General features: G+C 58.6%; 19 protein-coding genes. 3 read left to right on the top strand and 16 right to left on the bottom strand.

Annotated elements, in window-relative coordinates; genetic code table 11:
• The 6 genes from ACJ8PN_RS10115 to ACJ8PN_RS10090 all read right to left on the bottom strand — a co-directional run bounded on the left by ACJ8PN_RS10115 (window position 1) and on the right by ACJ8PN_RS10090 (window position 8818).
• The gene (locus tag ACJ8PN_RS10115) at window positions 1-2181 is read right to left on the bottom strand and encodes a polysaccharide biosynthesis tyrosine autokinase (protein WP_442534876.1); all 2181 of its coding nucleotides are present in this window, start codon (window positions 2179-2181) and stop codon (window positions 1-3) included.
• 27 nt (window positions 2182-2208) lie between these two features.
• Window positions 2209-3342: a polysaccharide export protein gene (locus ACJ8PN_RS10110; protein WP_171454223.1), complete on the bottom strand. Its 1134-nt coding sequence runs from the start codon at window positions 3340-3342 to the stop codon at window positions 2209-2211.
• 45 nt (window positions 3343-3387) lie between these two features.
• Entirely contained in the window at window positions 3388-4437 is a 1050-nt protein-coding gene (gene wecA, locus ACJ8PN_RS10105; RefSeq protein WP_004934672.1) for a UDP-N-acetylglucosamine--undecaprenyl-phosphate N-acetylglucosaminephosphotransferase, read from the bottom strand.
• Window positions 4438-4610: 173 nt separating this feature from the next.
• Complete coding sequence (locus ACJ8PN_RS10100; protein WP_031299729.1) at window positions 4611-5573, bottom strand: NAD-dependent epimerase/dehydratase family protein; 963 nt, start codon at window positions 5571-5573, stop codon at window positions 4611-4613.
• Between the two features lie 179 nt (window positions 5574-5752).
• Window positions 5753-6652, bottom strand: coding sequence for a winged helix-turn-helix domain-containing protein (locus ACJ8PN_RS10095; protein ID WP_442534875.1), 900 nt, complete (start codon window positions 6650-6652; stop codon window positions 5753-5755).
• Window positions 6653-7423: 771 nt separating this feature from the next.
• Window positions 7424-8818 carry a NarK family nitrate/nitrite MFS transporter gene (locus tag ACJ8PN_RS10090; RefSeq protein WP_442534874.1) on the bottom strand — a complete coding sequence of 465 codons (1395 nt, stop codon included), beginning with the start codon at window positions 8816-8818 and terminating at the stop codon, window positions 7424-7426.
• A gap of 349 nt (window positions 8819-9167) precedes the next feature.
• On the opposite strand from ACJ8PN_RS10090, the gene narX reads away from it, so the two are divergent.
• Both narX and narL read left to right on the top strand, forming a co-directional pair.
• Window positions 9168-10952, top strand: a complete 1785-nt coding sequence (gene narX / locus ACJ8PN_RS10085; protein ID WP_171454224.1) for a nitrate/nitrite two-component system sensor histidine kinase NarX — start codon at window positions 9168-9170, stop codon at window positions 10950-10952.
• Between the two features lie 10 nt (window positions 10953-10962).
• Window positions 10963-11613, top strand: coding sequence for a two-component system response regulator NarL (gene narL, locus ACJ8PN_RS10080; protein ID WP_442534873.1), 651 nt, complete (start codon window positions 10963-10965; stop codon window positions 11611-11613).
• Here the strand turns inward: narL and ACJ8PN_RS10075 are convergent.
• The gene (locus ACJ8PN_RS10075; RefSeq protein ID WP_411260854.1) at window positions 11610-13121 is read right to left on the bottom strand and encodes a YchO/YchP family invasin; all 1512 of its coding nucleotides are present in this window, start codon (window positions 13119-13121) and stop codon (window positions 11610-11612) included. The genes narL and ACJ8PN_RS10075 overlap by 4 nt on opposite strands.
• A gap of 429 nt (window positions 13122-13550) precedes the next feature.
• Here ACJ8PN_RS10075 and ACJ8PN_RS10070 point away from each other — a divergent pair, with 429 nt between their 5' ends.
• Window positions 13551-14219: a prepilin peptidase gene (locus tag ACJ8PN_RS10070; RefSeq protein WP_442534872.1), complete on the top strand. Its 669-nt coding sequence runs from the start codon at window positions 13551-13553 to the stop codon at window positions 14217-14219.
• Here the strand turns inward: ACJ8PN_RS10070 and ACJ8PN_RS10065 are convergent.
• The 9 genes from ACJ8PN_RS10065 to ACJ8PN_RS10025 all read right to left on the bottom strand — a co-directional run bounded on the left by ACJ8PN_RS10065 (window position 14216) and on the right by ACJ8PN_RS10025 (window position 24881).
• Window positions 14216-15826, bottom strand: a complete 1611-nt coding sequence (locus ACJ8PN_RS10065) for a hypothetical protein (protein ID WP_442534871.1) — start codon at window positions 15824-15826, stop codon at window positions 14216-14218. The two genes, ACJ8PN_RS10070 and ACJ8PN_RS10065, sit on opposite strands and share 4 nt — an antisense overlap.
• Before the next feature lie 231 nt (window positions 15827-16057).
• Window positions 16058-17632 carry an ABC transporter substrate-binding protein gene (locus ACJ8PN_RS10060; RefSeq protein WP_442534870.1) on the bottom strand — a complete coding sequence of 525 codons (1575 nt, stop codon included), beginning with the start codon at window positions 17630-17632 and terminating at the stop codon, window positions 16058-16060.
• A 132-nt stretch (window positions 17633-17764) separates the two neighbouring features.
• On the bottom strand, window positions 17765-18436 hold the full coding sequence (locus ACJ8PN_RS10055) for an ABC transporter ATP-binding protein (protein WP_171454228.1): 672 nt from the start codon (window positions 18434-18436) through the stop codon (window positions 17765-17767).
• Complete coding sequence (locus ACJ8PN_RS10050) at window positions 18433-19275, bottom strand: ABC transporter ATP-binding protein (RefSeq protein WP_442534869.1); 843 nt, start codon at window positions 19273-19275, stop codon at window positions 18433-18435. Before ACJ8PN_RS10050 ends, ACJ8PN_RS10055 begins: the two co-directional genes overlap by 4 nt.
• Complete coding sequence (locus tag ACJ8PN_RS10045; RefSeq protein ID WP_004934710.1) at window positions 19265-20134, bottom strand: ABC transporter permease; 870 nt, start codon at window positions 20132-20134, stop codon at window positions 19265-19267. Before ACJ8PN_RS10045 ends, ACJ8PN_RS10050 begins: the two co-directional genes overlap by 11 nt.
• Window positions 20131-21186, bottom strand: coding sequence for an ABC transporter permease (locus tag ACJ8PN_RS10040; protein ID WP_004934713.1), 1056 nt, complete (start codon window positions 21184-21186; stop codon window positions 20131-20133). Before ACJ8PN_RS10040 ends, ACJ8PN_RS10045 begins: the two co-directional genes overlap by 4 nt.
• On the bottom strand, window positions 21186-22754 hold the full coding sequence (locus tag ACJ8PN_RS10035) for an ABC transporter substrate-binding protein (protein ID WP_171454230.1): 1569 nt from the start codon (window positions 22752-22754) through the stop codon (window positions 21186-21188). Before ACJ8PN_RS10035 ends, ACJ8PN_RS10040 begins: the two co-directional genes overlap by 1 nt.
• Window positions 22755-22929: 175 nt before the next feature.
• Window positions 22930-23883 carry an HTH-type transcriptional regulator Cbl gene (cbl, locus tag ACJ8PN_RS10030; RefSeq protein ID WP_004934716.1) on the bottom strand — a complete coding sequence of 318 codons (954 nt, stop codon included), beginning with the start codon at window positions 23881-23883 and terminating at the stop codon, window positions 22930-22932.
• 302 nt (window positions 23884-24185) lie between these two features.
• Window positions 24186-24881 carry a gamma-glutamylcyclotransferase gene (locus tag ACJ8PN_RS10025; RefSeq protein WP_131164811.1) on the bottom strand — a complete coding sequence of 232 codons (696 nt, stop codon included), beginning with the start codon at window positions 24879-24881 and terminating at the stop codon, window positions 24186-24188.
• Window positions 24882-24972: the final 91 nt, after the last annotated feature.

Raw genomic sequence — 24972 nt, 5'->3', positions numbered from 1 at the left:
TTATTCCTCTGCCTGCCGGTGATCTTCCCGATGGCTTGGATAGGCGAAGTTGTAATAGCTCATGTCGGTCGCCGCCCTCTTCACGATGCCGTTGAGGATTACGCCTCTGATCGCCACGCCATTCTGTTCGAAACGGCGCATGCTGGTTTCGATCTGTTTGACGGTGTTCACCTCAAAACGCACCACCAACAGTGACGTACCGGCGTGATTGCCGACGATGGCCGCGTCCGTCACCGCCAGAATCGGCGGCGTATCAATCAGCACCAGATCGTAGTTTTGCCCGGCCCAGCGCAGGAAATCGGCGAAACGGCGATGCATCAGCAGCTCGGACGGGTTCGGCGGCACCTGGCCACGCGGTACGAAATCCAGATTGGCAATGGCGGTTTTCCGCACCGCCTGTTCCGTCGTCACTTTGCCCACCAGCATGTCGGACAGCCCTTGATGAGCGTCGTCCGATAGCCAACGATGCAAAAATCCTTTACGCATATCCGCGTCGATCAACAGCACCCGCTGCCCGGCCTGCGCCACCACCACCGCCAGGTTGGTGCTGGTAAAACTCTTGCCGCTTTCCGGGCTGGCACCGGAGACCATCAAAATGTTGTTTTTGGCCTCCAGCATGGCGAAATGCAGGCTGGTACGCAGGCTGCGAATGGCCTCCACCGACAGATCCGCCGGCTCGGCCACCGCCAGGATCGGCAGGCGACGACCGCCGGATTTGGGCAACTGCAGGCGTTGTTCGCGATTGCGTTTCGCCTGCCATGGCGACAGCGGCACGGTGGCGTAGACGTTGATGCCTCGCTTCTCCAGCGTATCGATATCATTGATGCCGCGGTGGAAAGCCGTGCGCAGCAGCACCACGGCCGCGGAGCCTGCAGCGCCCAATATCAACGCCAACAACACGATGAGCATCTTTTGCGGCTGAATCGGTCGGATAGCGGATTCCGCCTCGTCGACGATGCGAATATTGCCCACCGTGCCGGCCTTGCTGATGCTCAGCTCCTGCTGTTTGTTCATCAGTTGCATGTAAACCTGCTGATCCACCTGCACGTCGCGGGTGAGACGCAGGATCTCCTGCTGCATTTTCGGCAGCGTCTGTACTTGTTTGCCGAGCCGCGCCTTTTCCGCCTCCAGCGTGGCGCGCTTTTCCAGCAGCGCCCGGTAAGCCGGGTGCACGCGGGTATAAAGCTTGGAAATCTCCGCCTCCTTGAAGGTCAGCTCGTTGAGCTGGGCTTCGAGCTGTACCTGCGTGTCCAGCACCGACTTGGCTTCCAGCGACAGATCCACCGAGTCGTTTTGCTGGCGGAACTGGTTGAGCTGGGTTTCGGCGTTGTTGAGCGAGGTTTGCGTTTGCGGCAACTGCTCCTGCAGGAAGGCCAGCATCCGCTGCGCCTCTTCCGTTTTGCGATCCACGTTCTGCTGCAGGTAGTTATCGGTGATGTTCTTCAGCACCGCCTCGGCACGCTGCGGATCTTCGCTCGGCAGCGTAAACGTCATGATGCCGCTGTCTTTGCCGCTCGGCACTACGCCCAGGTATTTACGCAGATCGTCCACCGCTTCTTGACGCGCGACTTTCACCACGGTGAAACTGGTGCCCGGCGCCGCGTCCAGCGCCGAAACGGTCATGCCCCACTCGCCCTGCGCCACCGGTTGCCCAACCACGCCACTGAACAATTTGGCGCCGTCATGGCTCAGCTCATAATGTTGCCCATCGCGCACCGTCAGCGTCAGCGCTTCGCCCTGCATGTCCGCCGGCGTTGTCAGCGTGGCGATGTCCAATACCGGCGCCTTTTCACCGCTCAGTCGGGCAAAGCCTTTACCGAATACCGGGAAATAGTCCGGTTCGACGCGCACCGTCAGGCCGAGGGCATCCACCGTTTTGCCGAGCACGTAGCGCGACTTGACCAGCGTCACCTCATCCTGCGTCGCCGAATTTTGCCCCAGCGAACTGTCCAGCGTTTCACGCAGCAGCGAATCGCCGGACAGCTGATTCTCCACCTGCACCACCGCCGTGGCCTGGTACACCGGGGTAGCCAACAGGGCGTAGGCGACGCCCAGCGCACCCGCCACGCCGGTCACGACGGCGATCCGCCAGCGGTTATCCCACAGCGGCCCTACCAGGCGCTCCCACTCCAGCTTTTCATCTTGTTCGGCCACCATCACGGACAGCGCATTGTTTTTCATCTTCTGTTCCTTATTCACCCTGCGGAGTTACCAGTTGCGCACGCGCAAGGTAGCCTCGCTGAGATCGTTAAAACTACTGATGGTCGGCACCAGCTGGCTGATCAAACGGTTCCAGCGCGCGATAGGCGCCGCGGTGACGTACACGACGTCGTAAGGGTGCAGCTGAAATTCAGCGCCCATCGCCAGCGCGCTGGCGTCGGAGAGATCGAACTGATACAGCGTCGCCAGCCGCTGCGGGGGATTGCCGCCGCTCGGCCGGATCACGAACACCCCGGTCGCATCCGCCACCGTCTGGCTGATCCCTTCGGAAGATCCGAGGGCTTCGGTCAGGGTCATGCCGCTGCGATCCATCTTCAGCGTCGATTGCTTGCCCACCTCGCCCATCACGAACACTTTCAAGTTGTCATTGCGCGGAATGTAGAGGATGTCGCCCGGCTGCAGCAGCGCGTTCTGGCTGATGTCGCCACGCTGCATCAGCGCCTGCAGCGAGATGGCCCGCTCTTTGCCCTGATGGGTCAGCACCACGTTGCGCCAGTCGGCATTGTCCGTCAGGCCGCCGGCGGCGTTGATCGCATCCAGAATGGTCAGCGGCACGTTGGTGATCGCCTGCTGACCAGAGGTTTTCACCTCACCGGTCACATAAGCCTTCTGCGAGCGGAACGCGGCGATGCTGACATCCACCTGCGGGCTTTCCACATACTGCGCCAGACGGCCGGCGATCAGGCTGCGTACTTCGGTGACGGTTTTACCCACCACCGCCACGCGCCCGATATAGGGGTAAAAGATCGTGCCATCCGCATGCACCCAGTTACCGGTGTCACTGGCGCTGCGATATTGCCCGGCCGGCGTGGTCAACTCGGGGTGATCCCAGACGGTGACGTTCAACACGTCGCCGACGCCGATACGGTATTGGTAGCTTTGCAACCGCTGGTCCAGTGCCGGATTCGGCTGGGCGACCGGTTCAACGCGCCGCATTTTCTGCAGCAGCATCGGTGACATGCGGTAGACCTGTACCTGGCTGTTCAAATCGAAATCGTCGTCTTGTTGCACGACGATGGCTTTTCCGCTGGTCGGTAAATGTGAGCCGGGAACCACCGTACAACCGCTCAACAACGCGGAGGTGAAGGCCAACGGCATCAAAAGAGGCAAATGAAAATTCATGGAAGTACCGTGATAAACGGGCTGCTGCCGCAGCCCGTGAGAGGATTAACGCCCGACGGTTGGATTATCGCTGAGCATCGTCGCCTGACGCGGTTCGCGCAACATGGCGAAATAACCGCAAAAACAGAACAGAAACGCCACCAGCATCAGGCTTTCCTGCAGTTGCAACACTTCACTGCAAATGCCGATGCAGGCCAGCGTCACCGCCAGCATGGTGCTCATCGCCAGTGCCTGACGCGCATTGAGCCCGCGACGCATCAGAATATGGTGCAAATGATCGCGGCCCGCCTTGAAGGGGCTTTGGCGGCGCAACAGGCGGCGCACCATCACGGTCACCATGTCCATCAGCGGAATGGCGATCAGCCACAGCGCGGTGACCGGGCGCATTACCGCCTGCTGCCCCTGCGTCGCCAGCAACACCAGCCACAGCACGCTGAAGCCGATCACCATGCTGCCGGCGTCCCCCATAAAGATTTTGTTACGCGCGCCGAACAGGCTCAGGTTGAACAGCAGATAAGCCGCCAGCGCGACGATCATGCCCAGGCACCACAGCGCCAGATCTTCCCGGCCACCCAGTCCGAACACGATGGCCAGCGCAACAAAGGTCACGCAGGACAAGGCGCCCAGTTGCCCGTCGATGCCATCCACCATGTTGTAGGCGTTGATCGCCCCCCATACCGCCAGCGGCGTGAGCAGCAACGCGCCATAACCGAGCATCACTTCCTGATGGCCCCAGGCATGGCCCAATGAGGAAAGCTGCATCCCTGCCGCCAGCATCATCGCCAGCGCGATCCCTCCCTGCACCATGACGCGCGGCGCCACGGGCAGATCAAAGCGGTCATCCAGTACGCCCAACACCACCAGCGCCGTGATGCACAGCAGGTAGACGGTGTTGTCGGGCAGCCAGGCGGGTTGCCACAGCGTCATCAGCATCAGCGTCAGGTACACGGCGATGCCGCCGACCAACGGAATATGTCCCAGATGTTGCTTGCGCGCATTGGGCTTATCCACTAATCCCACCGTCAAGGCGACCCGGCGGGCAATAAGGATCCACGCGACCGCCAGCACAAATATCACGCTCAGTTGATATAACATCGTTCCTCCAGCGAATAAGCACGCTACCGCCCTTGAGTTACAGCTCCCAATGCGCTATTAACAAAAACAAAATTGATCCTGCCAGGATATAAGTCAGCATGAATTTATCCTGAAAAATACAGATTTATCCGCTTGTCGGCGGAATAATCAAATAACGTCAGCGTGCGATTAAGTTATCTATCAGAAAACTCATGTTTAATGGTTCTTTCGATTGCCGAATCAAGTTCAACAGGCGCCACGAAATTATTTTGCACATTACTTTTAAACTGCGTTCTGGCGCAGAATTTCTGTACTCTGACGCGACTGATTGGGAATTTCTTGCGACTTATTTTACTCACAACATCCAATGCGGTTGCGCCGCATATGCCTACGGCATAAGGAATGCGAATCGTCTTATTTTCTCTCCCCAATGAAGAGGAAATTACGTCAACCAATTGATTCATCGTAAAGTCCGGTTTATCGACGTAGTTGCTGACCTGATAACTTGACTGTTGATCCAGCGCATATTCCAGCCGCGCGGCAATATTTTCAACGTAGGCCATCGACTTCATATTATTGCCGCTGCCAATCATCACGAAACGTCCGCTGGCGATCTGACGGAACAGGTTATACACGTTGCCACGGTTGCCTTCGCCGAATACCACCGTTGGGCGGATGATAGTCAACCGATTTTCCTCATCGGCCTTGCGCCAGGCTTCATAAACGTATTCCGCCTCGAGCTTGGACTTGCCGTAATGGTTGAAAGGCTCGAAACGTCCTTCCTCGCCGGTCTCCTGTTTGACGAAGCCGTAAACAGCGACCGAGGAGGTGAAAATGATTTGACGGATATTCAGGGCGGAGGCGGTCATGCAGACATGGCGCGCGCCTTCGACATTGACCTGATAATAGAGCGAAATGGGATCGACATTGTCCTGATGCTCCGCCGCCAGATTAATGATGGCGTCGCAGCCCGCCAGCGGTTCTTGCAACGTCTGGGGTTGCGTCACATCGCCATACTGATAAAGGGATGGAAAATGTGCACTGGGTTGCTTATCGACGATGACCAATGTCAGATCATCGCGCTTACTGAGACGTTTCGCCAGGCGTGTTCCGATAAAACCGGAACCCCCGATAATAGCTACTTTACGCTTATCCATAATTTGTCACTCAGCAGGTTCTCATTATTCCCGTCACCCGATTGGGACAGGACGCTAATACGCGTTAGGTAATGAGTTCCAGACTGGACAAATCGAACCTGGCTTTCAAATAACAAATAATGAAATAAAAGATTTCATCAAATGTAAAATTATCGCTATAGATAAAACCTCATTCAGCGCTAATTTTTAACATCGTAAGCAACTTGATATTGCAAGGTTTTATTCGGCAATATAAGATTAATCCGACCTTTACCGGTGGAAGAAGAGGTCTCATATTTTACCGGCAATTTCAGCTGGCCTTGCTTAGGATCGACACATTCGATGGTCGCCTGCTCCATGCTCTCGCCCTGGTACAGGCAGAACAGAGTTTGCGGGCTGTTGGTATGGGGATTATTCAGCGTCAGCGTCAACACCACACGCGTGTTGTTCTGAATATCATTGATCACCGGGGGGCGGGTTTGGTTGCCAAGCACATATGAAAAATGTGAAATAACCAGCAAAGAGGCGAATACCGTCAGGTATTTCACTACACGGCTGGCGGGCATGCTGAAAAAGCGACGCGCCGCCGCCGACTTTTTTTCACGCGCCGGTTCTTTGGATGACTCCACCGTTGCAACAGGCGCAGCAACCAGCGTCGATTTATGCGGCTTATCTATTTTTTCATCGTTTGTTTCAGACGACTCATTTTCACTTTCAGAAAGTTCCGCTTGAATATCAACGCCAATATCTTCACCGCCATTTAATATATCATCATCAGCGTAGTCTTCATCCTCGGATATAAAGTGAAAAGCCGCTTGATTTTCCACCTTGTAACCCAAACGAGGAATGGTTCTGATAAGCGTGTGTTCCGTGTCGCTAATCTTTTGGCGAATAGATTTAATTGTTTGATTTATCGTTGAATCTGAGCAATAGGTTCCTTTCCAGATATTTTCTATAATTTCCGTTCGGGTAACCAGTTCTGGCGATCTGGCGACAAGCAGCGAAAGAATTTGATACTCCTTCCAACGCAGACGAAATTTCTCCCCGGCAGGAGTCAGAACATCGAGATTCCTAATCTTTATTCTTTTATCAAGATTCACTTTTAATTTCCTTAGCGTGCCTGTCCTGCACACTTTGTATAGAAATATCAAAAAATGTTCAAGAAATTAAATGTAAACTCAACAGGTTGCATTCATCGGATATTGGCCTTTATAAAAATTTTCTGATTTCATTTTTTACATTAGGCCATATTAAGGATGTTCCGTTTATCCAAATGACTCTTTTTCCCTGTTGGCAACATGGATTTCTTTCATGGTTACCGTAAAATTCAAATGAACACCTCATTGATTTAAAAAGAAAAAACTAACCATGTTGTTCGATTGTTAATCGAATGAAATTGTGAAATTTCATTCTTATCCGTGAATTCATTGTGTTTTCCCACCTAATCTGATTGTCAGATAGACTACAAAAAGCCGAAAAAAACAGAATGAGAGTTATCTGATTTAACCCCGTTACACATTCCACTCGGTGTGTGCTGCATCTAAGACAAAAGCCTATTACTGATTTTATAACAATCGCACTAATTATGCTTTGCCCTCCCGGAAATTTCATTTAATCTGCGAAAAGACATTAACGCCTTAATGTAAGAATACTCTCAATAAAACGAAAAAAACGTGCAAATAATATAATCCGTTTTGGCGAAAACATTCTCACATTGAGAGATAGTGCTATAAAAAAAGAAAAAAACGGCAAGCGAAGATGAGAATTTTACCTAAAGACAGAAAATTTCACTGAGGAGGTGAGGAGAGATGACTCGGAATGAGAGAAATATCCCTCCCCTGGCGGGAGGGATTGAGAAAGCAGTTTGATACTCAGGCCTTTTTCTTGCGGCCATACACTGCCCAGGTGATGACCACACACAAGATATAGAACACCAGGAATACTTTCATTGCCCCCGCCGGTGAGCCGGTCAGCGCCAGCGAGGTACCGAATGCCTGGGGAATAAAGAAGCCGCCTGCGGCGCCGATCGCCGAGATAAAGCCCAATGCGGCGGCGGAGTCCGTCACCGCTTCACGCTGTGCGCTCTCGTCACTGCCGCCGGCCGCTTTCACGCGATCGACAGTGATTTTACGGAAAATGACGGCGATCATTTGGAAAGTCGATCCGCTGCCCAGCCCCGCCGTGAGGAACAGCACCATAAAGATGCCGTAGAAGGCGATGAACGAACCGCCCTCGCCCGCCGTCGGCAAGGTCAGGAACAACAGCGCGGCGAACACGGCCATCACCACAAAGTTGATCAACGTCACCCGCACGCCGCCGAAACGGTCAGACAGCGCGCCGCCGACCGGCCGCGCCAGCGCCCCGAGGAACGGCCCGAAGAAAGCGTAATGCAGGATCACGACCTCCGGAAATTGCGTCTTCGACAGCATGGCGAAACCGGCGGAGAAACCGATGAAAGAACCGAAGGTCGCGAGGTACAGCAAACTCAGCATCCACAAATGCCCACGTTTGAGCACTGGCAGTTGCTGGCGCAGCGATGCCTTGGCCGCCGCCAGATCGTTCATGCCGAACCAGGCCGCCAAGGTGGCAACCAGCAGGAACGGTACCCAGATCCAGGCGGCGTTTTCCAGCCATAGCTGCCCCCCTTCTGCCTGATCTTGCGCCGTGCCGCCAAACAGACCAAACAGGCTGAAAGAGATCGCCAGCGGCGCGACCAGTTGCATGACGCTGACACCCAGATTCCCCAACCCGCCGTTGAGACCCAACGCGCCGCCCTGACGCGCTTTCGGGAAGAAGAAGCTGATATTGGCCATGCTGGAGGCAAAGTTGGCGCCCGCAAAACCGCACAGCAGGGAAATGATGACGAACACGCTGTACGGCGTGCTGCTGTCCTGCACCGCGAATCCCAGCCACAAGCACGGCACCAGCAGGAAGCAGGTGCTGATAGCGGTCCAGCGGCGGCCGCCAAACAGCGGGATCACGAAGGAATAAGGCACGCGTAAAATAGCGCCCGAGACCGACGGCAGCGCTGTCAACAAGAACAGTTGATCGGTGGAAAAGTTGAAGCCAACCTTGTTCAGGTTGACCGCCACGGCGCTGAACAGCATCCAGACGCAGAAGGCCAGCAGCAGACAGGGAATGGAAATCCACAGGTTGCGGGTGGCGATGCGATGGCCATGCTGCAGCCAAAAGGCGCTGTCTTCAGGATGCCAATCCTGAATCAGCGCACCGGTTTTCTTTGATGAAGGCGTTGCAAGTTGCGACATAAAAACCTCAGACACGGGGGATTATTCCGACACCCTAGGGGGCGGCCCCGGCGGCAAAGTTGATGTATATCAACCCGAATGCAAGTAGTTGGCGGCACAAATAGCGCCTTCATCCCCTTAGGGGTACGTACCGGATAAAAATTAAATCATTTATAATCAATAAATTACAATTAACCACTTCGTCATCCTCACCGCTTCGCCGCCCCGCTGGAAACTAATGGGTACTTCATTCGAGGTATGGGGTTATGCTCAGGGATAATCAAAAATACGGCTGAATCGTTACTTGTTTAGCCCGTCGCCGCCTTCGCCCCTGAGCTTCAGCGGCGCCAAATGCCAGGAACCCGCGCTTATGAAACGCCTGTTGGCCCCGCTTTCGATCGTGAATCAGGTCGCCCTGCTGATGTTGCTGTCGGGCATTCTGGGCGTGGCCGGCATGGGGATTTCCGCCTGGATGTCGCAAAGCATTCAGGGCAACGCGCATGCCATCAACAAGGCCGGCTCGCTGCGTATGCAAAGCTACCGTCTGCTGGCACAGGTGCCGCTGGATGAACGGCATGAAGCGTTGATCCGCGAACTGGAGCGCGACGAAAACAGCCCCGACCTGCAGCGTTCGGTGGAACAGGAAGGGTTGACGCAACCTTTCGACACCTTGCGCGACTACTGGCAACAGACCCTGCAACCTCGCCTGCGCAGCGCGCAGCGCCCGGCCGACGCCGCGCCGCAGGTGGCGCACTTCGTGCAGCTGTTGGATAAGCTGGTCTCGGATATCGACAGGCAAACCGAGCGCCGCCTGCTGATGGTGACGCTGGTGCAGGCCGGCTTTATCGCGCTGACCCTGCTGCTGCTGATCGGCACCACCTGCTACCTGCGCCGCCGGTTGCTGCATCCGTGGCGGCAGCTGGTGGAAATGGCGTTGGCGGTGGGCCGCGGCGACTTTAGCCGCCGCTTCGCGCAGCGCGGCCATCAGGATGAAATGGCGTCGCTCGGCGGCGCGTTGAACACCATGTCCGACGAACTGTCGGCCACCTACAGCGGGCTGGAGCAGCGCGTAGCCGAGAAGACCGCGGACCTGCAGCAAAAAAATCAGATGCTGAGCTTCCTCTATCGCGCCAGCCGCCTGCTGCACGCCAGCGAGCCATTGTGCAGCCGCCTGACGCCGCTGCTCAACCAACTGCAAATCCTGACGCCGCTGCGCGCCATTCAGGTGCGGCTGTATGAAAACGACAGCCGGGAGCCGCTGCTGCAGCTGAGCGGTAACCAGCCGTTGCGGCCGGAGCATTGCCATAATCCGGTGTGCAGCGCCTGCCTGCACGACAGCGACCGCCAGCATCCCGACAACCCGTCGCTGAGCTGGAGCCTGAGTGACAAACTTGGCGACTACGGCGTGATCGTGGCGCAACATGCGCCGCAACAGCCGCTGAACGATGAGCACCACCAGCTGGTCAACACTTTGGTGGAGCAACTGACCAGCGTGCTGGCCATCGAACGGCAGGTAGACCACCAGCAGCAGCTGATGCTGATGGAAGAACGGGCGGCGATCGCCCGCGAGCTGCACGACTCCATCGCCCAATCGCTTTCCTGCCTGAAAATGCAGATCGCCTGCCTGCAGATGCAAGGCGGAACGCTCTCGTCCGCCAGCCAGGCGCTGGTGCAGCAGATGCGCGAAGAGCTGAACGGCGCCTATCGCCAGCTGCGCGAGCTGCTGACCACCTTCCGCCTGCAGTTGACCGAACCGGGCCTGCTGGCGGCGCTGCAATCGACGGTAGCGGAGTTCAATCCCAAACTGGGCCTGAACATCAGCCTCGATTACCAACTGGGGCCGCGCACGGTGCCCGCCTACCAGGCCATTCATCTGCTGCAGATCGCCCGCGAGGCGCTCAGCAACATCCTTAAGCATGCCGCCGCCAGCGAGGTGAGCATTCAGGTCATCAACAAACGGGGCGAAGTGACCCTGAGCGTATGCGACAACGGACGCGGCCTGCCGGCCGAAACATCCCGCCCCGACCATTACGGCTTGATCATCATGCGCGATCGCGCCAAGAGCCTGCACGGCCGTTGCGACATTTTACCGCGCAGCGGCGGCGGCACCGAGGTGCGAGTCAGCTTCACGCCGGATAACCACGCCATCGACTAACGGAGACACCATGACGACAGAAACCGCCGCCACCATCTTACTGATCGACGACCACCCGATGCTGCGCAACGGCGTAAAACAGCTGATTGGCATGGACGCTCGCCTGCAGGTCATCGCCGAAGCCAGCAACGGAGAACAAGGGGTCACGCTGGCGGAGCAGCACGATCCGGATCTGATCCTGCTCGACCTCAACATGCCCGGCATCAACGGGCTGGAAACGCTGGATCGTCTGCGCCAGACCGACCTGTCGGGGCGCGTTGTGGTGTTCAGCGTGTCCAACCATGAAGACGACGTCGTCAGCGCGCTCAAACGCTGTGCCGACGGTTATTTGTTGAAAGACATGGAGCCGGAGGATCTGCTGAAGGCGCTGCATCAGGCGGCGGCCGGGCAGATGGTGCTCAGCGAAACGCTGACGCCGATCCTCGCCGCCAGCCTGCGGGAAAACCGCCCCAGCGCCGATCGCGATATTCAGCAATTGACGCCGCGCGAACGGGATATTCTGAAGCTGATCGCCCAGGGGCTGCCGAACAAGCTGATCGCCCGCCGCCTGACCATCACCGAAAGCACCGTCAAGGTACACGTCAAACACCTGCTGAAAAAGATGAAGCTAAAATCCCGCGTCGAGGCCGCCGTGTGGGTGCTGCAGGGTAAAAACGGTTAGTCGCCGCCGTACAGCGGCCCGGTTTGTGCCGGGATCGGCGGCGGCGTCAGGGTTTTGATCGGCGGCAGGCCCGCGTCATCACCGGCGGTCGCCGTCAGCGGCGGCGCCACTTTCAGCTCTATCCAGTTGGACGTCACGCGCTGCTGTTTATCGTCCTCCAGCGTGACCGATAGCCGGTAGCTGTTGGCGGCGCCCGGCGCATCGTCCCACGGCGGCACGATCGCCGTCCAGCCCTGCGGATCGTTGGCGTTGTGCGGCGGCGTCAGGCTCAGCGCCTGCGTATCCCCCTGCCAACTGACGTGAGCGATGCCGTTGAGCGCCTTGATTTCCAGCACCAGCGGCACGGTTTCCCCCGCTTGCAGGCTCCACGGCGGCGTGGCGAGGAACACCTGCAGCGTTTTGCGCTGGCGGAACTCCAGCACCGGCACGTTCTTGCGTTCGATAGGATCGTAGCGGCTGCCGCGCAGCGACTTGGCCTGCGCCACATACTCCGGCGAAATCTGCTTCACCAACGGCACCCCGAGCCGATAGCTCAGCGCCAGCTCGATCTGATCCTGGCTCTGCCCGCCCGCGCCAATCTTATGCAGCGCCTTCATCGTCACCAGCGGCATCGGGGTGTAATTGAGCCCCAGCTGCATCGCGCGCGGATCGTTTTGTTTTTTGCCGCTGCCGAACAGATCGACATTATCGCCGAGATACTGCTCATAGCTGAGCGAACCGCCGATCTGGCGATAAAACGGCAGATAGCCTTGCGTCGTAATGTCGTAACCGCGCGCCGGGCGGCTGAAAAACACGCCATCGCCAGGCTGTTGCGCCAGCGCCGACAGCGGGTAGTAATAGTTGGTGGAGAAACGCAGGTAGTCTCCCCAGGCCTCCGCGCCGACGCTGCCGCGATTGCGCTGCCGGGCGAAATCGCTGTCGAGCGCCGTGTTGTACCCCAGCAGCCAGTCACCGGCGATCCAGCGCTGCCCCAGCGCGAAATTACCGAGCGCCCCGGCGCTTTGCTGTAGCCAGCCGATCTGGCTGTAGGTCAGCAATCCGTCGACGTCGTACAGCGGGCTGAATAACTGTCCGTTGCTGCCGGTAAAGTCCCCCTCACCGGTCATCTTCAGCGATAATCGGGCGGTGCCCAGCGGCGACAGCAGTTCCTGCGCCTGCTGTTGCAGCGCGCCGGTCGCCTGGCCCAGCAGATAATCCTCGGCGCGGCTGCGCATCTGCTGACGGGAAACGTTATTCAGATCTTTTTCGCCGAACTGCTTGGCCATCTCGGCCCACTGCTTCTCGCGCGCGGCGTCATCGGGCGCGCCGCCCAGTTCGGGCAAATTCGCGGCTGGATCTGCGGCGGCCTGTGCGGAAGAGACAACGCTCTCCGGCGCCGGTGGGGATTCGGCGCAGGCGGGCGCCGCGCCGGCCAGCCACACCAGCGCCCCGGCCAGCCACGCCGTCTGGCGTCGGCGCCAGAGTCGTTTTTTAGTCTTGATGAGTACTGCCTGAATAACGTCTTTCATGACACCGTTGGCTTCCCTCCTTCCTGGAGCACGCCAACCCACTGCTTTGCTGTCGCCTTTCCCGCGGCAGTTCTGGAAACCCTACGCCCCGTCCAGGCCGGGGCGTCTCTCCCTTAAAGTCTAACGGCTTGACGAACAGAAACAATAGGATAAACCCCAATCACTCCCCAGTGACGCCGTCACTTACGCCATTTACCGATCCATTCCGGCCGCCAGGTGAATTCACACCATTTCAGCACCGATTTTGCCGATAAAAAGCGCAACACCCCACTGCTGCGCGCCTCCGCGCATGACATTGCCTCACTCTGCAATACGTGAAGTGGCGATGCGTACAACTGCGCATTCCTCATAGCCCACCGCATTTCACCCCGATGAAATACGTATTTTGCCGTTATTTTAAACATCTATTTCACGACTGACGGAGCCCCGATGTTTCTTTCCTTACTGTGGCCCGCGCTGTTTTTCACCGCGCTGCTGTCGGCAGGTGCGGTCGCCTTCACGCTCATCACCCGATTGGAGCGAACGGCGGCCGTGCGTGCCAGCCCACCGAAATTGCGCCGCCGTAGCCTGCTGCTGACGGCCTTCGGTTTGGCGTTGACGGCGCTGCCCTTCGACCTGCCGGCAGCACACCGGCTGTGGTTACCGCCGGCCGCGGCGTTGCTGATCGCCCTGGCCTGGCTAGACTGGCGCCACCGGTGGCTGCCGGACCGGTTAACCCAGCCGCTGCTGTGGGGCGGGATGCTGTGCAATCTTGATGCTCGCTGGGCGACGCTGGGCGACGCGGTTATCGGCGCCGCCGCCGGCTACGGGGGGTTGTGGCTGCTCAACGCACTTTATCGGCAGGTGCGGCGGCGTAACGGCATCGGCCAGGGTGATTTCAAACTGCTGGCGGCGCTGGGCGCCTGGCTCGGTTGGACGATGCTGCCACTGCTGGTCTGTCTGGCGGCCATGTTCGGATTAGGCATGGCATTGACGCGCAGCCGTCGCAACCGTCGCGCCTGGCGAACGCGGCAACCTTTCGGCATCGCCTTGGCGGCCGCCGGCTGGCTGTTGCTCTTGATGGACGCCGGCCAGAACGCGCCGGCGTTATTCGGTTAGTTCTTCAGTGTCTCGATCAGCCGATTGAGCAATCCTGCCACTTCCGCAGTGCTGGCCGTTGTCGGATTGGCCAGTGGCTGGATCACCGCGAGCCTGGTGGTGGATAACACCTCATCGCTGCGGATTTCCAACGCATCGAAGGGTGGCGTGCTCAATGAAACGCCGTCCGGCCGCCAGTAGCTGCCGCGCGTAGTCTGCACCTGATAACTGCCAAAGCCGAAATCTTTCTCGACGCGGTAATATATTTCGCAGCTTAACGGCCCGGTGCGCCGCAACATAAAGGCGCCTTTCGCGCTATAGCTGCCTTTATTGACGACAAAGGCGGTTGCCTGCGAAGACAGATCGAACGTGATATATAAATCGCACGCCAGCACCTTGGTGCTTACGCCCTGTTGAAGAGTAATGCGCGTTGTAGGTTGCCGATCCGGCGCGGTCAGGGTGCCTAAAAAAGTCCACGATTGCTGTTTCGAGATATTGCGCGGCAAATGGTTGCTGGTGGCGGAAGGGGCAATTCCCCGCTCGCCCAGACTGTACATCGCTTCGACCCCGCTTAAAAACGACGTAACGTCGACGGTGCTTTTACCGGCCACCGGGACGCCGCCGTTGTATACGTTACTGAAGGTTACCTCGGTATTGTTGCTGCAGGCGGCGATCGCCGCCGGGAACGGCGTCTTAGAACCGCTGTAAAGAGTCAACTGACCGATGTCCCAACGAGATTCGTTGATGAATCGGCACAACACGCTCCCGCTCTCCACATTCTGCGCGTCCTGGATATTGATATTGCCTATCGTGCCCTGGGCAAAGTTGGTGGACAACACGCTGACATTGGCGGCGCGCTGCGTGTTGCGGTTCTCGCAACCCAACGAATTGATCGTGCCGTTAAAATCTTTGAACGAGTAGATATCGCCGATGCAGTCATCCGCAGCCAACGAGCCGATAGTAGAATAAAACCCTGAAATTCTGAACGCAGTCCCCTTGGCGCGAGCGGCGTAGAGGCCGTCTATAAAATTGGTGGTGCCGGACTTGTCCATCCACAGCACCCCATCGCCCGGGCGATTGGCATTTGCCTCCATCTGCACGTTCACCAGCCAGTTAATGAACATGTCGCCCGAGACAAACAGCGAATAACCGCCGACCTTGGTGTAGATGTCGCGAATATCAAACTTCGTCATATTGCGATCGCTGAACCACACGCCGTGAGTGTCGTCTACGCCGGTATCATCCCGCAACGTCAAACCGTGCAGCGTCAGATTGGCGAAGCCTTTCACCACGATCACCGCTTTCTTCGTTTCGCCCTGTTCGTTGGTGTAACTGCTGTCCGCCGTCTTGACAATTTTGGTTGCCCGTCCCAATCCGACCACCCGCAACCCGATGCCGCCGTAGATGTCCGTTGTCGTCTGAATGAGTACGTGTCCGGCGACCGTATACACCCGCTTCCCAAGGGACAGCGTACCGCCGGCTTGCAGCGCCGCCGCCGCCGCTTTGTTGATCGCCGGCCCCCAGTTGCTTCCGTCGCTGTCCTGATAAAACTGTTCCGGCGTAACAACCTCACCGGTGGCGAGCAAGGTTGCCGCGCGCGATCCTGAAGCGTTTTCGTTATTGTCCATAATATCTCCTGACGTGATGTGTCCGCATCATTGCGGACGGCCGCGGTGAAAGGCGTAAACAACGCCGCCTTTCAGTGCCAATCTATCACCGTCATATGAGTACGTTATGAAATTTCATTTTATTTCACCCTGACACAACATCTCACGATCCGAGGTGGCAACAGCCAGCTATTTCACTCGCTGTTGGCCTTTGGTGTGACAGAAAGCTCGGACAGGCGCGCGGCATTGCCGCTACTTGCTGACCCGATCCAGATACAGCATGCTGTTGGCGATATCCAGCCGGGCACCTTCGACGTTGTCCCGCAATGCCACCAGCGTTTGCCCCTGCAGCGCCACCACATAGGGCGAACTGGCCTGCAGTTCCCGTTGCAACGTGACGTAACGTGCGCTGCGCGCGGCGCTGTTCCCTTCCGCAGCTGCGGCGCGCGTTTCCGCGCTGATGGCGGGAATGACCCACTGGGTGCGCCAGGCCAGGGTTTTCGGCCCACCGGGCACGTTATAGGCAAAGGCGCTGGCGTTGGTGTTCGGATCCAGGTAGTCGGCGCCCCAGTAGGTGAAGATCGCCTGAAAATCGCGGCCGCGCATCTTGCCCCACAGATCGCTTTCTACCACCGGATGGATATCCAACCGCAGCCCGGCCTGCGCAAAACTGGCCTGTAGCGCCTGCGCGATGTCGGTATACGGCGGTTGGTTGATGACGATAAGATCGATGCGCGTACCTTCAGCGATGCCGGCATCGCGCAGGATCTGTTTGGCTTTGTCCACGTCGAGCTTAAACGGCCGATCGTCGAGTGCCCCGTCCAATCCCTGCGGCAAGAAAGCCTGATGCACGCGATATTGCCCTTTCAGCAGTTGCTCGGCGATGCTCTGATAATCGACCAGCCAGCGCGCCGCCTGCCATAACGCCGGATTGCCCAGCGCCGGATTGTCTTTGCTGCCGGTGTTGAAACCGAGGTAATAGATCCGGGGCGCATCGGCCTGCTCGATACGCACGCCAGACGCGTTACGCAGTGAGTCGAACTGGTCGGCCCCCAGATCGTAGGCCACGTCGGCATCCCCTTTCAGCAACAGCAAACGGCGGGTACCGGCGTCGCTGACGTTCTTGAACAACACCGTTTTCAACCTTGCCGGCGACGGAGCGTAGTCATTACGGCCAAACAGCAGCGCTTCATGCGGCACATAGTTGTTCACCCGATACGGGCCGCCGCCGGCGGAATGGCTGCGCAGCCAGCCGTTACCGTAGTCCCCCTGCTGCGCGTGCTCGTTCAACAGCTTTTCATCCACGATCGAAGCCACATTCGCCGTCAGCAGCCGCAGCGCCAACTCGCTGCCGATGTTGGCGGGCCAACTGAGTTGCACCTGGTTATCTCCCACCTTCTTCAGCTGTTGCTCAACGTTATCCGGCGTCCAGCCAAACTCGCCGAGAATAAACGACGGCGCCTTGTTCAGCTTCACCGCGCGAACCAGCGAAAAAATCACATCTTCTGGCCGCAGCGGGTTGCCGGAAGCGAAACGCTGCTGCGGTTTCAGGGTAAAGGTCAGGCTGCGGCCATCGGCGCCCGCTTGCCAACTGCCTGCGGCGTCCGGCGCCAGCTTTTGCGGCGCGGCGCGATCCGGCGCCACCAGGCGCTGATAGAGGTTGACCAGATTGGCCGAACTGACGGTTTCAAAGCTCTCTGCCGGATCGAGGCTGATAATGCCCTCCAACGAACTGACCACCACCAAGGTATCCTGCGGGGTGGCGGCCTGCGCACCGAAAGCGGCCGCCAGCGCGCCATACAATAAGGTTGGAATTAACCGTTTCATCGATACACTCTCCACAATCACGCGGTTGCGCTGTTTTTCGAGTGTAGGGGGTAAGAATTAACAGAAGAACGACGATAAATTGCTTTATTTATTACCAAGATGGATATGCCCGCCGCGTTGGCGGGCACAGGTTTAAATGATGATGCGGCCGTGCGCCATTGCCACCGAACGATCGCACATATGGTCAATCACGTCCGCATCGTGGCTGACCAGCACCATGGTCAGCTCGCCCGCCTGCTTCAGCTCGTTGAGCAGATTGAGGATCTCCGCCTGCACCGACATGTCCAACGCCGAAGTCGGTTCATCCAGCAGCAGCAACTTCGGCCGCAGCAACAATGCACGCACGATCGCCACGCGCTGCCGCTGGCCGCCCGACAGCTGATGCGGGTAGCGATCCAGCAGGCGCGGATCCAACCCCACCTGGCGAAAGCCCGCGCTGATCTTGCGTTCGATATCGCTTTCCTGCAGCAGCTTGAGCGGCTCCGACAGCGTACGCAACAGCCGGTGCTTGGGGTGTAGCGAAGCATAGGGATCCTGAAACACCATCTGCACCTCGCGCCGCAGCTCACCGGTAAATGCCTGCCCCGGTTGCAGCCGCCGCCCCAGCAGCTCAAAACCGCCCTGCCAGCTGCCATTCAGCCCGGCCAGCACCCACAGCAACGAGGACTTGCCGCAGCCGGAAGGCCCCACCAGCCCGAAACACTCACCCGGTTCGATGTGCAGGTTAACCTCATGTACCACGGTGCGCAGCTCGTAGCCCTGGCGGTGACTGACGCTCAGGTTCTCCAGTGCAATTACGCTCATTTCAACGTCTCCAACAGCGCGCGATCCAGCACCGGCAGCGGTTTGCCGCGCGTCTCGCGGCTCGGCCGGCACGCCCACAACGTGCGAGTGTAAGGATGCGTGGCCTGCGCCAGCTCTGCCGCCGGCAGTTGATCCAACAGCTCGCCTTTGTACATCACCAGCACTCGCTCGCAGTGGTGCGCCACCTGCTGCAAATCGTGGCTGATCAGGATCAGCCCCATGTTGCGTTGCGCCACCAGATTGTCTATCAGTTGCAGCACCTGATCGCGCATCTGGTGATCCAGCGCCGAAGTCGGTTCATCGGCAATCAACAGCTGCGGATCGTTGATCAACGCAATGGCCAGCATCACCCGCTGCCCCATGCCGCCGGAGAGTTGATGCGGATAACGGCCCCACAGCGCCGCCGGATCGGGCAATCCCACCGCCGCCAGCATCTCCAATACCTTTTCACGCCGCTCGGCGCGGCTCAGCTTGGCATGCAGCACCAGCGGCTCCTCCACCTGACGGCCGATCGGCTGATTGGGATTCAGCGCATGTTTGGGATCTTGCATCACCATCGCCACCCGGTCGCCGCGCAGGCGGCTCCACTGGCGTTCGCTCAGGCGCGTCAAGTCTTCATCGCCCAGCGTCAGGCACTGCGCCTGCAGCTGCAACGGCGGCGGCAATAGCCCCATCAGCGCACGCGCGGTCAACGACTTGCCGGAACCGGACTCGCCGACCAGCGCCAGCCGCTCCCGCCCCATGCTGAACGAGATATTCTTCACCAGCGCCGCCGGCTGCGGCCCCGGCACGCCGATCGCCAGCCGTTCGACGGTCAATAAAGTGTTATCAGTGCCCATGACGAGGATCCATTTTGTCGCGCAGGCCATCGCCCAGCAGGTTAAACGCCAGGCTGGCGAACAGGATCGCCCCGCCTGGTGCGGCGGCGACCCACCATTGGTCGAAAATCACTTTGCTGCCTTCGGCCACCATCGAACCCCATTCGGCGGTCGGCGGCGCGACGCCCATGCCGAGGAACCCCAGACCGGCGGCGGACAGGATGATGCCGCCCAGGCTCAGCGCCGCACGCACCACCGCGCTCGGCAGGCATAAAGGCAAAATGTGGCCGACCATCAGCCGCAACCCGTTGATACCCTGCATGCGCGCCGCCGCCAGGTAGTCACTGCGGCGCAGCGCCAGAGTTTCGGCCCGCGCCTGGCGGGCAAAGGCCGGCCAGCTGGTCAATGCCAGCGCCAGCGCGCCGTTCATCAGCCCCGGTCCCATCACCGCCACGAACGCCAGCGCGATCACCAGACTCGGCAGCGACAGGAAAATGTCGGTCAGACGCATCAAAATGCGCTCGACCCAGCCGCCGAGGTAACCAGCGCAAATGCCGACCAGCAGGCCGATGGGAATGGTCAACACCAGAATTAGCGACACCAGGATCAGCGTCGGCCGCGCGCCGTAAATCACGCGGGAGAGCAAATCGCGGCCAAAGCCGTCGGTGCCCAGCCAATGTGCAGCCGAAGGCGGCAGTAACCGCAGCTCGATATGCTGCAGATTGGGGTCGAAAGGCGCCAGCCACGGAGCCAGCAGCGCGGTGACAAGCAGGATCGCCACCAGCGCCGCGCCCAGCGTCAGCGTGGTCAGACGCCGACCGCGGCGGTAACCGACGGCTGGCTCGCTTTGCGGTTCGTGTTCAGAGAGATATTGGCTCATCGAGTTCGCGGATCCACTAAATAGGTCAAGGCGTCGGCCAGCGCATTCAACAGCACGAAACAGGTGCCGATCAGCAGCGTGGCGCCGAGGATTGCCGGCGTGTCGGCAGCAAACAGCGCCGAGGTCAGGTAACGCCCGACGCCGGGCCAGGCGAACACCGTTTCGGTCAATACCGCGCCCTCCAGCAGGCTGGCGTAGGAGAGAGACAGTACGGTGATCAGCGTGCCAAGCACATTGGGAAACACATGGCGCAGCAGAATGCGCAGGCGGCCGGCGCCCTTGGAACGCGCCAGCGTCACGTATTCCTTGTTGCACTCTTCCAGCATCGCCGCCCGCAGCAGCCTGGTAATGCCCGCCATCGACAGCAGCGCCAACGCCACCACCGGCAGCCACAGGTGGCCGATGGCGTTGTAGAACATTTCACGATCGCCGGACAGCCAGCTGTCGATCAACACGAAACCGCTGCGCGGCTCCATGCTGTACAAGTAAATGTCGTCCAGCCGCCCCGGCCCCGCCGACCAATGCAGCGTGGCGTAGAACAGCAACAGCCCGAGCAGGCTCAGCCAGAAAATCGGCACCGAATAACCGATCAGCGACAGCAGACGCGCCGCGTTATCCAGCCAGCTGCCCGGTTTGAGCACCGCCAGAAACGCCAGCGTAATGCCGCCGAGGGCGCCGAGGATAATGGCGCAGGTGGCCAGCTCCACAGTCGCCGGGAAGGTACGCAACAGATCGCTCAACACCGGCTGCGCGGTAATACGCGAAATGCCCAAATCGCCGTGCGCCAGGTGCACCAGGTAACGCCAAAATTGCACCGGCAGCGGCTGATCCAACCCCAGCTCGTGCCGCACCTGCGCATAGGTGGCTTCGCTGGCGTGATCGCCCGCCACCTGCAGCGCCGGATCGATCGGCGCCAGGTGCGACAGCATGAAGGTGAACAGCAGCAGGCCAAGCAGCGTTAACGCCAGAGACAGCGCGCCACCGAGCAGCCGCCCGCCCCAGCGCCAATACCGCCGGGCCGCCCCGGCGCCGGCGGACAGGTCAGCGGCCATTACTTGCTGACCTTGCTGTAGAACACCATGTCAGGGTTGATGCCCTGCACATAGCCCTTGAGGTTGTCACGCACCGCAATCAGGCTGCGTGCCTGCAGGCCGATGACAAACGGCGAGCTTTGCTGCACCTGTTTTTGCAGTTGCTGGTAGTCTGCCACCCGTTTGGCGGTGTCGTTTTCCGCAGTGGCGGCCAGCGTCAGCTTGCTCAGCGCCGGGATTTGCCAGTTGGCGCGCCAGGCCAGCGTCTTGCTGCCGTCTTCCGGGTTGTAGGCGAAGGCGGCGGCGTTGGTGTTAGGGTCGAAGTAATCCGGCCCCCAGGAGGTCAGCGTCGCATCGTAGTTAAGCGCTTTCACCTTGGTGGAGACCTGCGAACTGATGCCCGGCACCAGTTCGACCTTCACGCCGCCCTGGGCAAAACTGGCCTGCAGCGCCTGGGCAATATCCAGATACGGCGGCTGGTTGTTGACGTCCAGGCGGAAACTGACGTTGCTCAGCCCCGCTTTGGCCAGTATTTCTTTGGCTTTCTGCGGATTGAAGCTGTACGGCTGATCCTTGAGCGCGCCCAGATAACCGTCCGGCAGGAATGCCTGATGGCTCTGGAACTGCCCTTTCAGCAGATCGTCGGCGATGCCTTGATAATCAAACAGCCAGCGTGCCGCCTCCCAGAACGCCGGATTGCCGAGCGCCGGCGACGCCTTGGCATTGAACTGCAGGAAATAAAGCGAGGCGTAAGGAATGGCCAACGGTTTGACGCCCGGCTTGCCCTTCAGAGCCGCCATCTGGTCTGCCCCCAGGTTGCGTGCGATATCGGCATCGCCCTGCTCGATCAGCAAACGGCGCGCCGCCGGATCGGGCACGTTTTTGATCAGGATGGTTTTCAGCGTCGGCGCCCCTTCCGGCGAGCCGGAATTGGCGTCCAGCACCACCACTTCGTGCGGCACATAGGTGCGGATTTTGTAAGGGCCGCTGCCGGCGGAGTGGCTGTTCAACCATTGATGCCCCAGATCGTCGCCCTGCTGGTGCGCCAGTGCCTCTTTGGCGTCAACGATCGAGGATACCGGCGCCGACAGCAGGCTGAGCACGAAGGCCGGGCTGACGTTCTCACTCCAGCTGATTTTTACCGTGTGCTCGTCCACCTTGCTCAGGTGTTGCTCCACGTTCTTCGCGTTCCAGCCCAGCTGCGTCAGGATAAATGACGGCTCCAGATTCAGTTTCACCACCCGTGAAAGCGAGAAGATCACGTCTTCCGGCCGCAGCGGATTGCCGCTGGCGAACTTGGCGTCCGGGCGCAGGCTGAAAGTCAGGCTGCGGTCGTCGGCGCCGGCCTGCCAGCTGCTGGCCAGGGTTGGTTTAAGATCGATGGGATTGTGCGGATCTGACTGGATCAGACGTTGATACAGGCTGTTGAACGACTGCACTGTGGTTAACTCAAATCCCTGGGCCGGGTCAAAGCTGACCACGTCATCGATAGATTGCGCGATCACCAGCGTGTTGGCCGGCGTCGCCGCCTGTACGTTAACGCTGGCCGCCACGGCCAAAAACAGCAAAGAAGGAACGAGCGCTTTCATCTGAAACTCTCCAAGCGGATGGAATTTATAATAATTTTGCGAGTGTATGCGAGCACGATCGGCAGCTGAAGGTACTTAAATCACTATAGATATTCTTTTTATGTATATAGATGGGATTTTGATTATTAGGCAGGCGATGCAGAATGCGCGGCAGGAATTGCCTGCCGCTTATCGGTTAAATCTGATAGTCAATCACCGCATCCAGCTGCGACGAGAAGACCTTGTCTTTGATTTCGGTCAGCGACAACGTCGGGTTGCACAGCTGAATAAAGCGCCAGGCATAGTTGCGCTGCAGCTGGCTGCGTTTCAGGCCCAGCCAGACCGTATTGGGTTCAAACAAATGCTCGGCGTTGAGGCTGACCAACCCGCGATCGCGCTCTTTTTCATACGACATGTCCGCCAGCACGCCCACGCCCAACCCCAGCTCGACATAGGTTTTAATCACGTCGGAATCTTGCGCGCTGAGCGCGATATCCGGCGTCAGGCCCGCTGATTTGAACGCCGCATCCAGCTTCGCGCGGCCGGTAATGCCCTGACGGTAAGTGATCAACGGCAAGGTGCTGAGCATCTCCAGCGTCACCTGCGGCTGCCGCGTCAACTCGTGCCCTTCCGGCACCAGAATGGTGTGATGCCACCGGTAGTAGGGGAACGCCGCCAGCGACTCGTCGCTCATCAGCCGTTCGCTGGCAATGCCGATATCGGCTTCACCGGCGGCCAGCATCGAGACGATCTCCTCCGGGCTGCCCTGATTGAGCACCACCCGCACCCGTGGATAAAGCGCGCGAAACTCTTTGATCACCCCCGGCAGGCTATAGCGCGCCTGGGTGTGCGTCGTCGCGATATGCAGCTGCCCCGAATCGTTGCTGCTGAAGACATCCGCCAGGCGACGGATGTTGTTCGCGTCGTTAAGAATGCGCTCCGCCACCACCAGCAGCTCTTTGCCGGGCTCGGTCATGCCCAACAGCCGTTTGCCGCGGCGAATGAATATTTCGATGCCCAGCTCTTCTTCCAACTCGCGAATATGCCGGCTAACGCCGGACTGCGAAGTAAATAAGGTATTGGCGACCTCGGTCAGGTTGTAGTTGCAGCGCGCCGATTCGCGAATAATTTTTAATTGTTGAAAGTTCATCCCCGTCTCCCTGTTACTTGCAGTAGCGTCTGCCATATTGATACGGAGTCCTGCGGGGCTGAACAAATAAGAAATAACCTTTACTTATGCAATTTAATACTAAGTGAATTATTCATCGTGGCTCTCGGGAGGTGAGGACGGGGGAAAATGATGAATGGCTTTAAAAATAACGAGATAAATAACCACACAAATAAAGAGCCTTAAGTCATCATGCAGAATAAAGTTATTAAATAGAGGTATTAGATATATGAAAAAGGGCTCAGCATGCTGAGCCCTTCAGTGTCTGCTGCCCTGCTAACGCCTCAGGCCGTGGCTTCAGCCCCGAAAGCGCCAGGGCGGTTCTGTTGCAACCACTGCTGTACATAGCGCACCAGATCGCCGATGCAATCATCCTGCATGCCATGGTGTTTCAGCTCGTTATCCAGCGCAAACAGGTATTGCGCGTTGGTACCCAGCGGGCCGCTGGCGCTGGCGATCAATGGCGCGATCACCTGGTGGCTGGTGTCTGCTTCAAACAACGGGTGCTGCGCGTTCATCACAAACACCAGCGCAGTCACGACCTCGCCGCCATCCAACTGCAGTTCACACCAGGTCGGCACGTAGCAATCGGTCACCATTTCGCGCTTCCAAAGCAGCTCCAGCTCTTCGCGCAGCTTACCTTCCGGCAGACGAAACGCCAATCCGGTGGTCTGGCCGCCCTCTTTCAGCGCCAGCATGCGCCCCGGCTGATGCAGCGTGCCGCGCCCGGCGGTCAAACGCATGCAGAACGCCCGATGCCAGCCCTGCAGCATGGCGGGCCGCACTTCTTCAGATTCGAAAACCGGATTCCACATCAGCGAACCGTAACCGAATACCCATACCGGGCTGTGATCCGGCCGGCGCGATAACGTGCATTCCAACGAGGCTGCGCGCTGTTCAGGCGTCAGCAGCAGCGACTCCTCAATAGCGCCAAAGGCGGTTTTGCAATCCGCTTTTTGCAGAAAATCTCGCGTTAACACTGTTACAACCTCCCGGGAATACGATTTCTCGTCCTCCCTCGCCACTACTGAACCTTTGCAATTTTATTTTTTGGTGCGGAATTTTATTAAT

This window comes from Serratia sp. CY76391 (assembly GCF_052166695.1).
In the GTDB taxonomy this organism is placed as follows: domain Bacteria; phylum Pseudomonadota; class Gammaproteobacteria; order Enterobacterales; family Enterobacteriaceae; genus Serratia; species Serratia nematodiphila.
This window is presented reverse-complemented; position numbering and strand designations above follow the sequence as displayed.